The following is an 11,982-nucleotide window of genomic DNA, read 5'->3' on the forward strand; positions in this document are numbered from 1 at the left end:
CCGCAAATAACTTTGTGCACCACGCGCTGGTCGACTACGTCGTTCGGGTCGTCACCGCCACCCGTCATCCCGAACAGCTCGGCATGAACGACGTCAAGAGCTGGGTCGCGTTCGGCGCATCGCCGCGTGCGTCGTTGGGGATCATTGCTGCCGCGCGGTCGCTGGCGCTTGTGCGCGGTCGAGACTACGTGATTCCGCAGGATGTCATCGAGGTCATCCCCGACGTGCTGCGCCACCGGCTCGTGCTCACCTATGACGCGCTCGCCGACGAGATCGCGCCGGAGGTCGTCATCAACCGGGTTCTGCAGACCGTGGCCTTGCCGCAGGTGAATGCCGTTCCGCAGCAAGGACATTCGGTGCCTCCGGTGATGCAGGCCGCTGGGGCGGCTAGCGGTCGGTGACAGAATCCAAGGCGCCGGCGGTCGTGCATCCGCCGTCGATGCAGCGCGGCGAGATCGACGACCCGAAGTTATCGGCGGCGCTGCGCACTCTGGAGCTGACCGTCAAACGCAAGCTCGACGGTGTGTTGCACGGCGATCACCTCGGGCTGCTCCCAGGGCCCGGTACGGAGCCCGGGGAGTCGCGGCTCTACCAGCCCGGCGACGACGTGCGTCGTATGGACTGGGGCGTTACCGCGCGCACCACGGTGCCGCACGTCCGGGAGATGATCGCCGACCGGGAGCTGGAGACCTGGCTGGTGGTCGACATGTCGGCGAGCCTGGACTTCGGCACAACGGTGTGCGAGAAGCGTGACCTGGCGGTGGCGGCCGCGGCAGCGATCACCTTCCTCAACAGCGGTGGCGGCAACCGGCTCGGCGCGCTGATATCCAACGGGGAGCGGATGATTCGGGTCCCGGCCCGCTCGGGGCGCATGCATGAGCAGACGTTGTTGCGCACCATCGCGACCACCCCCAAGGCGCCGGTCGGGGTGCGCGGTGATCTGGCGGCGGCCATCGACGCGCTGCGCCGGCCGCAACGGCGCCGCGGTATGGCGGTGATCATCAGCGACTTCCTGGGCCCGATCAACTGGACGCGTCCGTTGCGCGCCATCGCCGGGCGTCACGAAGTGCTCGGTATCGAGGTGCTGGATCCCCGCGATGTCGAGCTGCCCGACGTCGGCGACGTGATCTTGCAAGACGCCGAATCCGGTGTTATCCGCGAGTTCACCATCGACCCGCAACTGCGTGATGACTTCGCCAAAGCGGCGGCGGCACACCGCGCCGAGGTCACCCAAACGCTGCGCGGTTGCGGAGCACCGCTGCTGTCGCTGCGTACCGATCGCGACTGGATCGCGGACATCGTCCGGTTCGTCGAGTCGCGCCGGCGCGGTGCATTGGCGGGGATGCAGTGACGGGTCTGCGATGACGTTGCCGTTGCTCGGGCCGATGACGCTGTCCGGTTTTGAACACCCGTGGTTCTTCCTGTTTTTGCTCGCGGTTCTCGGCCTGGCGGGGCTGTACATCATCGCGCAGGTGGCGCGGCATCGCCGGATGCTGCGGTTCGCCAACATGGAACTGCTGGAAAGCGTTGCCCCCAAACGGCCTACCCGGTGGCGTCACCTTCCGGCGATCTTGTTGGTGCTCTCGCTGCTGCTGCTGACGATCGCGATGGCCGGCCCGACCCATGATGTGCGGATTCCCCGCAACCGCGCGGTGGTGATGCTGGTGATCGACGTGTCGCAGTCGATGCGGGCCACCGATGTTGAACCCAACCGCATGGTGGCTGCGCAGGAGGCCGCGAAGACGTTCGCCGACGAGTTGACCCCGGGCATCAATCTCGGGCTGATCGCCTATGCGGGCACTGCGACCGTGCTGGTCTCGCCGACCACGAACCGGGCGGCCACCAAGGCCGCCCTGGACAAGCTGCAGTTCGCCGACCGCACCGCCACCGGCGAGGGCATCTTCACCGCGCTGCAGGCCATCGCCACTGTCGGGGCGGTGATCGGCGGCGGCGACACACCGCCGCCGGCGCGGATCGTGTTGTTCTCCGACGGCAAGGAAACCGTCCCGACCAACCCGGACAACCCCAAGGGTGCGTTCACCGCGGCGCGGACCGCGAAGGACCAGGGGGTGCCGATCTCGACGATCTCGTTCGGCACCCCGTACGGCTTCGTCGAGATCAACGGGCAGCGCCAGCCGGTTCCGGTCGACGACACCACGATGAAGAAGGTCGCCGAGCTCTCCGGCGGCAACGCCTACAACGCGTCCAACTTGCAGGAACTCAAGCAGGTCTATTCGACGCTGCAGCAGCAGATCGGCTACGAGACGATCAAAGGCGACGCCAGCGTCGGCTGGCTGCGGTTGGGTTCGCTGATCCTCGCGCTGGCGGCGTTGGCGGCGCTGCTGATCAACCGGCGCTTGCCAACCTGATTTTTCGCCCACTGAGTGGCCACTTAAAGCACGCGTCCGCCGCGAAAGGCGTTCATAAGTGGCCGCTCGGCGATGCGATAGGTTGTCGGGGTGACTGACACAGCCACCGAAACCACCCCCGCGGGCAAGCCGACCTTTGTCTCCCGGTCGGTGCTAGTCACGGGCGGAAACCGGGGGATCGGTCTCGCCATCGCGCGGCGGCTGCACGCCGACGGCCACAAGGTGGCCGTCACGCACCGCGGATCCGGGGCGCCCGAGGGGGTGTTCGGCGTCGAGTGTGACGTCACCGACAACGACGCCGTCGATCGCGCTTTCAAAGCGGTCGAGGAGCACCAGGGTCCGGTCGAGGTGCTGGTGTCCAACGCCGGCCTGGCCGCGGACGCGTTCCTCATGCGGATGACCGAGGAGAAGTTCGTGAAGGTCATCGACGCCAACCTCACCGGGGCTTTCCGGGTGGCTCAACGGGCATCGCGCAGCATGCAGCGAAAGCGGTTCGGCCGAATGATCTTTATAGGTTCGGTCTCCGGCACCTGGGGCATTGGCAACCAGGCCAATTACGCAGCCTCGAAGGCCGGTCTGATCGGCATGGCCCGCTCGATCGCCCGGGAGTTGACGAAGGCCAATGTGACCGCGAACGTGGTGGCCCCGGGCTATATCGACACCGATATGACCCGCGCGCTGGATGAGCGGATTCAAGCGGGGGCACTGGAGTTCATCCCGGCGAAGCGCGTCGGCACGGCCGAAGAAGTCGCCGGCGTGGTCAGCTTCCTGGCCTCCGAGGACGCCAGTTACATTTCCGGCGCGGTGATTCCCGTTGACGGCGGGATGGGGATGGGCCACTAGGCTCTCGCCGGCACTCCCTCGACGAAGGACGGATATGGCAGGACTGCTTGAAGGCAAACGGATTCTGGTCACCGGGATCATCACCGATGCGTCGATCGCGTTCCACATCGCCCGGGTGGCGCAGGAACAAGGTGCGCAGTTGGTCTGCACCGGGTTTGACCGCCTGCGGCTCATTGAACGCATCCTTGACCGGCTACCGCAAAAGCCGCCGCTGCTCGAACTCGACGTGCAAAACAACGAGCATCTCGGAACGCTGGCCGACCGGGTGATCGAAGTCATCGGTGAAGGCAACAAGATCGACGGCGTGGTGCACTCGATCGGCTATATGCCACCCAGCGGGATGGGTATAAACCCGTTCTTCGACGCTCCTTTTGAAGATGTCTCGAAAGGCATTCATATCTCGGCGTATTCGTACGCGTCACTGGCCAAGGCGCTGTTGCCGATCATGAATCGCGGTGGGGCGATCGTCGGCATGGACTTCGACCCCACCCGGGCGATGCCGGCCTACAACTGGATGACGGTGGCCAAGAGCGCGCTGGAGTCGGTGAACCGGTTCGTCGCGCGCGAGGCCGGTCCATACGGTGTGCGGTCCAACCTTGTTGCGGCCGGCCCGATTCGGACGCTGGCGATGAGCGCAATCGTCGGCGGCGCGCTGGGTGAAGAAGCCAGCAAGCAGATGGAGCTGCTCGAGCAGGGCTGGGACCAGCGGGCCCCGATCGGCTGGGACATGAAGGACGCCACCCCGGTCGCCAAGACGGTGTGCGCGGTGCTGTCCGACTGGCTGCCGGCCACCACCGGGGACATCATCTACGCCGACGGCGGTGCGCATACCCAGCTGCTCTGATGCAGTTTGACGCTGTCCTGCTGTTGTCCTTCGGTGGACCGGAGGGGCCTGAGCACGTCCGGCCGTTTCTCAAGAACGTCACCCGCGGGCGCGACGTGCCACCCGAGCGTCTCGATGAGGTCGCCGACCACTACCTGCACTTCGGCGGGGTGTCGCCGATCAACGGCATCAACCGGGCGCTGGCAGCCGAGCTGCGCGCCGAACTTGCCGACCGCGGCGTAGAGCTGCCGGTGTATTTCGGCAACCGCAACTGGGAGCCCTACGTTGAGGATGTCGTCGCGACCATGCGCGACAACGGGATTCGCCGTGCAGCAGTATTCACGACGTCGGCGTGGAGCGGTTATTCCAGCTGCACCCAGTATGTCGAGGACATTGCCAGGGCCCGGGCAGCGGCCGGCGCCGACGCGCCGGAGCTGGTCAAACTACGGCCCTACTTCGATCATCCGCTGTTCGTCGAAATATTCGCCGATGCCATCGCCGCGGCCGCCGACACGGTGCCGGCAGACGCGCGGCTGGTGTTCACCGCACACTCGATCCCCGTTGCCGCCGACGAGCGCTGCGGACCTCGTCTCTACAGCCAGCAAGTCGCTTATGCCGCAAGGCTAGTCGCTGACGCAGCGGGCTATTCCGACTACGACCTGGTGTGGCAGTCGCGATCGGGTCCGCCGCGAATCCCTTGGTTGGAGCCCGATGTCGCCGATCATGTCGCGACGCTGGCCAAGGCGGGCACCGAGGCCGTCGTTGTATGTCCCATCGGATTCGTCGCCGACCATATCGAGGTGGTGTGGGATCTCGACCACGAGCTGCGGGCGCAGGCCGAGGCCGCGGGCGTGGCGTTCGCGCGGGCCAGCACCCCCAACGCCGATCGCCGATTCGCCCGCCTAGCAATCGGACTGATCGACGAACTCCGCTACGACCGCGAGCCGGCGCGGATCAGCGGACCGGACCCGGTGCCGGGCTGCGGAGCGAGCATCAACGGTGCGCCGTGCCGGCCGCCGCACTGTGTTGCCGAATGGTCGTCGCCGGCGGTCAGCACCGCCACGCCGACCGCAGAATCGCGCTGACCGCGGCCATCCGGGCCGATCGCACCACCGCGGCCAGTGGGCGCAGCGCCTCGGTGGCGATCTGAGCTTGCGACGCGGACTGCGCCGCGGTCGGTAACCGGCTCAGCCCGCTGCTGACTGTGATGATCGCATCGACATGTGCCGCATTCTCCAGGACGCGCAACGCCCGTGACGGCGCATGGTCGGGAACACTGTGGCGGCGCGAAGATTCGACCAGCTGCTCGACTAGTCCCCGCGGATCGGCAACCTCTGTGTTCGCAGATCTGAGTCCGAGTGTGCCGAGCGCATCGGCTGCCGACCGCACCGCTGAGCGCAGCGCGTATTCGGCATCGCCGAGCTCCTCGTGGTCGAGTGTGGGCGCTGCGGGCAGTGAATACACCGTCCAAGACAGCGCGCACAATTCGGGCATATCGGCTTCGTCGTCGGATTCGTCATAGCGGCACTCCGGGACCAGCCCGACGGCCACCGACGGGTCGCGGGGATCGCTGACGATCAGCGCCTCCCCGGCTGCGAGCGCATCCTGCTCGAACTGCGTGCCCGCCGCTAGCCCCCGCACATCGCCGGGTACCGGTAACACGACATTCACCGACGGACCGTTGACTGCCGGCCGGCCCGCTGCGGTGCGCAGCGTCTGCAACAGCGACACTGCGGCGCCGTCATGCACATCGGGCCACGGCAGACCGGTGTGCCCAGCCGCGACGGCGTCATAGGCGGTAACGGATTGCCTTGGCGCCCAACGTGATAACGCGTCGAGAACGTCGTCGGGCGCCGCCTTGCCGGCGAGCCAAGCGTTGGCCCATACGGAGAGCGTCGCACTGGGGCACCACATGGTCTCGCAGTCTAGTTGTTCGCCGTGATTGCGGCTGTTCACGCGATATCCTGACCGCATGCCTGCGGCCCTGCTCTGGCTGATCTTCGCGTTGGGACTCGCCGGTGCGGAGGCGTTGACCGGCGACATGTCCCTGTTGATGCTCGGCGGCGGGGCGCTGGCAGCGGCCGCAACGAGTTGGCTGCTGAATTGGCCGATCTGGGCCGACGGGGCGGTATTCCTGGTGGTTTCGGTTCTCCTGCTGGTGTTAGTGCGGCCTGCGCTGCGGCGGCGGCTGACCCCGGCGAAGGGGATACCGACTGGGGTGAAGGCGCTGGAGGGCAAGAACGCGCTGGTAGTCGATCGCGTCGCACGAGACGAGGGTCAAGTGAAATTGGACGGTCAGATGTGGACGGCGCGGCCGTTCGATGACGCTGACGTCTACGAGCCCGGCGAGTTGGTCACCGTCATGCGCATCGACGGTGCCACCGCTGTGGTGTGGAAAAACATCTAAGCCTCTGGAGCAATAGGAGGAAACCAAATGCAAGGTGCAGTTGCTGGTCTGGTGATGCTTGCTGTCTTAGTGATCTTCGCCGCCATCGTGGTGGCCAAATCGGTGGCGCTGATCCCCCAGGCGGAGGCGGCGGTGATCGAACGGCTGGGCCGATACAGCCGCACGGTCAGCGGGCAGCTGACCTTGCTGGTGCCGTTCATCGATAGGGTGCGCGCCAGGGTTGATCTGCGGGAGCGCGTGGTGTCGTTCCCGCCGCAGCCGGTGATCACTGAGGACAACCTGACGCTCAACATCGACACCGTGGTCTATTTCCAGGTCACCAACCCGCAGGCCGCGGTCTACGAGATCAGCAACTACATCGTCGGCGTCGAGCAGCTGACCACCACCACGCTGCGAAATGTAGTGGGTGGCATGACGCTGGAGCAGACGCTCACCTCAAGAGAGGTGATCAACCGGCAGCTGCGGGGGGTGCTCGACGAAGCCACCGGCCGCTGGGGGCTGCGCGTGGCCCGAGTGGAGCTGCGCAGCATCGACCCGCCCCCGTCGATTCAGGCATCGATGGAAAAGCAGATGAAGGCAGACCGGGAGAAGCGGGCGATGATATTGACCGCCGAGGGCACTCGCGAGTCCGCGATCAAGCAGGCCGAGGGGCAAAAGCAGGCGCAGATCCTGCAAGCCGAGGGCGCCAAGCAGGCGGCGATCCTGGCGGCCGAGGCGGACCGGCAGTCCCGGATGCTGCGGGCGCAAGGGGAACGGGCGGCGGCGTACTTGCAGGCCCAGGGCCAAGCCAAGGCCATCGAGAAGACGTTCGCCGCGATCAAGGCCGGCAGGCCGACGCCGGAACTGCTGGCATACCAGTATCTGCAGGTGCTGCCGCAGCTGGCCCAGGGTGAAGCCAACAAGGTGTGGGTGGTGCCCAGCGACTTCGGCTCGGCGTTACAGGGTTTCACCAAACTGCTGGGAGCACCGGGTGACGACGGGGTATTCCGTTATCAGCCGTCGCCGGTCGAGGAGGAGTTGCCCAAACCTGAAGACGACAGCGACGAGATCGCCGATTGGTTCTCGACGCAGACCGACCCCGCGATCATGCAGGCGGTCGCCAAGGCCGAGGCCGATGCGCGCAAGCCGGTGGAGGGCCCGGTCGGGACCACGCCTGAGTTGGGTCAATAAAATGACGCAATGAGCCTCGTCACATCACCGAAAACATATGCGGCACTAGCGGCCTTCCAAGCCGGGGATGCGGTGGCATGCGCCGTGCCCCTGCCGGCTATCACCAAATCGCTTGACACACTTGAGGTCCCGGTCGATATCCGGTGGATCTTTCCGGTGGTCAAGGCTGCCGCGGCGATGGGGTTGCTGTCGGTGTTCAGGTTTCCGGCGTTGGCGCGGCTGACGACGGCGATGCTGACGCTGTATTTCCTGTTGGCGGTGGGTGCGCATATCCGGGTGCGCGATCGGGTCGTCAACGCGATTCCGGCGGCATCGTTTCTGGTGACGTTCGCGACGATGACGGCCAAGGGGCCCGATTCGCGGGTCTGACGCGGCCTTCGCCGTCGTCGGCTGTGGGTGGATGTTGTGTGGCCGCCTCAGCGCGATTGTTGGGCTCCCTGCGGTCGGTGGTGCCGACTTTGACGGTGCGAGATCGCTCGTAGGCGGGCACACTGCATATAGCTCTGCCATCGGCCGCGCCGTATCGGTCATCTGTGACGGGGATTCCCAGTGTTTCGTCGGGTAGGCCCGTATCGCTGAACCTTGCCGCCATGGCTAAGCTGGTAATTGCGCCAATTGGCTTGGAGGAACAGTGGATATCGTCCTCGGTGTGTCGATGGCACCCACGACGGTCCGGATGGTGCTCGTCGAAGGGGAAAACGCCGACGGAGCCACCGTCGACGAAGACGGCTTCGACGTTCCCGCTGACGACGAGTCCGCAATCCCCGGTGCGCCCGAGCGGGTGATCGCGGCCATCCTCGGTACTCGGGAGAGCGCTGCAGAAGGCGACTACCACCTCGCGGCAACCGGCGTCACTTGGACCGACCCTGCCGAAGCCGCGGCGCTCCGAGATGCGCTGGTGGCCCGCAAGGTCGAGAACGTCATGCTGGTCTCGGCGTTTCTGGCCGCGGCGGCTTTGGCGCAGTCCGTCGGTAGCGCCGTGGGCTACGCCCACACCGGGCTGCTGTTCCTGGAGCCCGACGCCGCGACGCTGGCGATCGTCGACTCGACCGACGGTTCGATCACCGATGTCCTCCGCCAGCCCGTGCAGAGCACAGAGTCGCTGACGGACCTGATGGCCCAGCTGGAGGTGCTGGAGTCCCGGCCGGACGGCGTCTTTGTCGTCGGCGCGGGCGTTGACATCACCGCGGTCAAGTCGCAGCTGGAGGCGGCGACTGCACTACCGGTAACCGTCCCGGAAGAGCCCGACATGGCGCTGGCCCGAGGCGCAGCGTTGGCGTCGGCCAATGCGCCGCTGTTCGCCTCGTCGACCGCCGCGGTGGCTTACTCGCAAGTTCCGGATCGGAGGACGACCGGAGTGGTCGAGCCGTATGCGGCCGACGCCGATGCGGGTAACGCACTTGCTTATGCCGCCGAGAGCGAAGACGACGCCTACACCGCTGTCGACGCCGGCTTCGGCGCCGAGGATCAAGGCCGCAAGCCGTTCCTGGTCGCGCTCAGTGTTATGACGGTCTTCTTTGTCGGGGTTATGGCGCTGGTTGTTGCCCTGGGCATCCGCGCTCGCCCGGCGATGAGCCAGCAGCCCAGGGCCGCCGGAAACCTCATCTTTCCGGTGAAGGAAGCGCCCGCGCCTGCTCCGAAGGCCGAGGTGCAAGCTCCGCCCGCGGCTCCGCCGAACGTTGTGCAGCAGCCGGCGGCGGAGGCGCCGCCACCCGCCAATGCGGTTGCGCCGGCCTCCGCCCCAGAGGCTCCTGCGCCGGAGGCGGCCGCGCCCGCGCCGGAGGCTGCCGCGCCAGCGCCGGTGCCCGCTGCGCCTAAGCCGGTGCCGGTGGCTATGACGCCTGCTCCGGTGGCCCCGCCGCCGCCCGCCGCTCCGGTCGTTCCCGCGCCCGCGGCTCCCCCGCCGGCTCCGGTGGCGCCAGCGCCCGCAGCTCCTGCACCCGCTCCGGTGCCCATGGCGCCGGTGCCCATCCCGGTACCGGTGGCACCGGTAATTCCGATCCTGCCGCCGGTCTTCAATCCGCCGGTGCAGAGCCCGCCGTTCCAGCCCGGCGGCGGTGACCGCAATGGGGTTGGGTGGCCACCCGGAGTCGGCGGTCGTGACCGCGGCGGGTGGCCGCCGGCAGGTGGGGGCCGAGACAACGGAGCATGGCCGCCAGGTGGAGGCTGGCAGCCCGGCGGCGGTGTTCGCGGCGGTGGCGGATGGTTACCCGGAGGTGCCCCAGGCGGTGGGGGCATCGGCGGAAATCATGGCGGCTTCGGCGATGGACCCGGCGGCTTCGGTGGCGGCCACGCTGGCGGCATCGGTGGAGGCTTTGGCGGCGACCATGGCGGCTTTGGCGGCGGCCACAGCGGTTTCGGCGGTGTTCACGGCGGCCGGTGACCCGGTTGCCCGTGGCACCGCGTCGATCGCGCAAGCGCCGCTGCGGAAGCGCGCTTAAGTCACCGCATAACACAGGTTGCGGTAACTATGCCGGCGGCGGTCCCCACGGCGGTGGTGGCGGTGGCGCACCCCAGCCAGGAGGCGGGCCAGCAGGAGGCGGGCCAGCAGGAGGAGGAGGTGGTGGTCCTGGCGGCAATGGCGCCCCAGGCGCGCCTGGGGGCGGAGGCACAGGTGCGCCTTGCCCTGGCGGTGGCGGCGGCGCCGGCTCACCGGGCACAGGCGGCCGATTGTCTGGCTCTCCGTGGCGCGGGTGGACTCCGGGCCAAGCGTGCGGCGGGGGAGGCGGTGCAGGCCTGGCGTGCGGCGGTGGCGGGACGGGAGCAGCGACCCATGGCGGCGGAGCAGGGGGCGGCCCGGCAGCGGTTTGTGCCTCGGTCGCGGCGATGAACGCAGGTGAGGTGGTCGCAATCACCGCGGCCGTGCCAACCGCGCCGAGCACCAGTCCGGCGAGCCCACATCCGACCGCGGTGCCGGTGGGATGGCGGCGGGTATAGCCGGCCCATCGGCGTCGGCGGCGCTCCGTCACGTGGTCGGCAGACGTTGTCTGGCGCTCAGATTCGCTTCCCGCCGGGGTGGAGGTGACGGTGTCGTCACGGGTGGTGTCGTTATCGCTCATGTCGCGTCCCATCTCCGGCGGTTGTCGTCACCTCAGAAGCTAGCCAGCGAACTTGAAGTGAGCCTGAAGAAACATCCGGCGCGATTTCTTCAGGCTGGTCTCAGAAACGCGGCGCTAACAATGAACCATGACCGATCACCGTCGCACCGCCCGCCCGGGCGCGCGTTCAGCTGCGCGGAAGGCCGACCAGTTCAGCGTCGGCGCCCCGCGCGTCTTGGTGATCGAGGACTCCGAGACCATTCGCGAAATGGTGTGTGAGGCGCTGGCCGACGCCGGCTACCACATTGACGCCCGCGCGGACGGCGAGACTTTGGAACAGGTGCTCGACGGCTTTCGCCCAGACTTAGTCGTGCTTGACGTGATGCTGCCGGGCCGCCGCGACGGGTTCAGCCTGATCGACGTCGTACTCGGTTGGGGCGATGTCGGGATCGTGATGATCACCGCCCGCGACGGATTGTCCGACCGGCTGCGCGGCCTCAACGGCGGCGCCGACGACTACGTGGTCAAACCGTTCGAGCTCGCCGAACTGGTGTCACGGGTCAGTGCAGTGTTGCGCCGGCGCGGGCGGCTGCCCGCGGTGGTGCAAATCGGTGACCTGATGGTCGACGTTGAAGCCGGGCTGGCCGCCCGCGACGGCCAGCGCCTGGACCTGACTGCCACCGAACTGCGCCTGCTGGCCTTCCTCGTCGAGCAGCGCGGCAGGATTGTGAGCGCGCGCCAGATTCTGACCGCGGTTTGGGGCTACGACGCCTACGACCCCAACCTGGTACAGGTGCACATCAGCGGGCTGCGGCGCAAGCTCGAGGCCCATGGCCCCCGGATCGTGCACACCGTTCGCGGCATCGGCTACCGCCTACAACCCCAACAGTCATGATGTGCGCCACGACGGCGACCCCATCGCTGCAGCGTCGAGTGACGCTGATCGTTGTCGGGTTGCTGGCGCTGCTGTTGCTGCTGCTCGGCGTGGTCATCGACGTCAGCGTGGGCGTCCAAGCGCGCCGGAATCTGCATGACCGGCTGATCGCTGCGACGTCGCGTGCCGATGCGCTTGCCGCTGCCGACACACCGCCAGCTCAACTGGCCGCCGAACTGAACGGCGGCAGTGTGCGGGCGCTCGTGGTCACCGCGGACGGCGCCACCTACGGCGACCCGTCGATCAGCCCCGACACTCCCGCTGGGCCAGTGGTACTGCCGCCGCCTGGGCCGCCGCTGCCGCCACCGCCGCCTCGGCCACCGCTGCCGCCGCTGCTCGGTGCCGGCCCACCACCGCCCGAGGCACCACCGCCCCCACCGCCCGAGGCGCCGTGGCCA

11 protein-coding genes and 2 pseudogenes are annotated in these 11,982 nt (G+C 67.6%); 12 read left to right on the forward strand and 1 reads right to left on the reverse strand.

Features of this window, described 5'->3' with window-relative positions:
* From VFA16_RS05650 to VFA16_RS05675, 6 genes and pseudogenes are all read left to right on the forward strand, one after another.
* Nucleotides 1-401, forward strand: a pseudogene (locus VFA16_RS05650) (MoxR family ATPase); the annotation flags it as partial.
* Nucleotides 398-1,351, forward strand: coding sequence for a DUF58 domain-containing protein (locus tag VFA16_RS05655; protein WP_324966875.1), 954 nt, complete (start codon nucleotides 398-400; stop codon nucleotides 1,349-1,351). The pseudogene VFA16_RS05650 and the gene VFA16_RS05655, both read left to right, overlap by 4 nt.
* 10 nt (nucleotides 1,352-1,361) lie before the next feature.
* Nucleotides 1,362-2,369, forward strand: a complete 1,008-nt coding sequence (locus VFA16_RS05660; RefSeq protein ID WP_324966876.1) for a VWA domain-containing protein — start codon at nucleotides 1,362-1,364, stop codon at nucleotides 2,367-2,369.
* 90 nt (nucleotides 2,370-2,459) lie between these two features.
* Nucleotides 2,460-3,212: a 3-oxoacyl-ACP reductase FabG1 gene (gene fabG1, locus VFA16_RS05665; protein ID WP_324966877.1), complete on the forward strand. Its 753-nt coding sequence runs from the start codon at nucleotides 2,460-2,462 to the stop codon at nucleotides 3,210-3,212.
* Nucleotides 3,213-3,246: 34 nt separating this feature from the next.
* A complete protein-coding gene (inhA, locus tag VFA16_RS05670; RefSeq protein WP_324966878.1) occupies nucleotides 3,247-4,056 on the forward strand; it encodes an NADH-dependent enoyl-ACP reductase InhA in 810 nt (269 codons plus the stop codon).
* Nucleotides 4,056-5,120 carry a ferrochelatase gene (locus tag VFA16_RS05675; RefSeq protein ID WP_324966879.1) on the forward strand — a complete coding sequence of 355 codons (1,065 nt, stop codon included), beginning with the start codon at nucleotides 4,056-4,058 and terminating at the stop codon, nucleotides 5,118-5,120. The genes inhA and VFA16_RS05675 overlap by 1 nt, the downstream gene beginning before the upstream one ends.
* Here the strand turns inward: VFA16_RS05675 and VFA16_RS05680 are convergent.
* A complete protein-coding gene (locus VFA16_RS05680) occupies nucleotides 5,086-5,949 on the reverse strand; it encodes a hypothetical protein (RefSeq protein ID WP_324966885.1) in 864 nt (287 codons plus the stop codon). The genes VFA16_RS05675 and VFA16_RS05680 overlap by 35 nt on opposite strands.
* 58 nt (nucleotides 5,950-6,007) lie before the next feature.
* Between VFA16_RS05680 and VFA16_RS05685 the strand changes: the two genes are divergently transcribed.
* The 6 genes and pseudogenes from VFA16_RS05685 to VFA16_RS05710 form a co-directional block, all read left to right on the forward strand.
* Nucleotides 6,008-6,442: an NfeD family protein gene (locus tag VFA16_RS05685; protein WP_324966880.1), complete on the forward strand. Its 435-nt coding sequence runs from the start codon at nucleotides 6,008-6,010 to the stop codon at nucleotides 6,440-6,442.
* Between the two features lie 27 nt (nucleotides 6,443-6,469).
* Entirely contained in the window at nucleotides 6,470-7,612 is a 1,143-nt protein-coding gene (locus VFA16_RS05690; RefSeq protein WP_324966881.1) for an SPFH domain-containing protein, read from the forward strand.
* A 9-nt stretch (nucleotides 7,613-7,621) separates the two neighbouring features.
* Nucleotides 7,622-7,981, forward strand: coding sequence for a DoxX family protein (locus VFA16_RS05695; RefSeq protein WP_324966882.1), 360 nt, complete (start codon nucleotides 7,622-7,624; stop codon nucleotides 7,979-7,981).
* A gap of 262 nt (nucleotides 7,982-8,243) precedes the next feature.
* Nucleotides 8,244-9,995 (forward strand): DUF7159 family protein, encoded by a 1,752-nt coding sequence (locus VFA16_RS05700; protein WP_324966883.1) that lies wholly within the window; start codon nucleotides 8,244-8,246, stop codon nucleotides 9,993-9,995.
* Nucleotides 9,996-10,798: 803 nt separating this feature from the next.
* Nucleotides 10,799-11,545, forward strand: coding sequence for a response regulator transcription factor (locus VFA16_RS05705; protein ID WP_324966884.1), 747 nt, complete (start codon nucleotides 10,799-10,801; stop codon nucleotides 11,543-11,545).
* A pseudogene (locus tag VFA16_RS05710) lies at nucleotides 11,542-11,982 on the forward strand (two-component sensor histidine kinase); the annotation flags it as partial. The gene VFA16_RS05705 and the pseudogene VFA16_RS05710, both read left to right, overlap by 4 nt.

This window comes from Mycobacterium sp., assembly GCF_035653355.1.
Taxonomy (GTDB): Bacteria; Actinomycetota; Actinomycetes; order Mycobacteriales; family Mycobacteriaceae; genus Mycobacterium.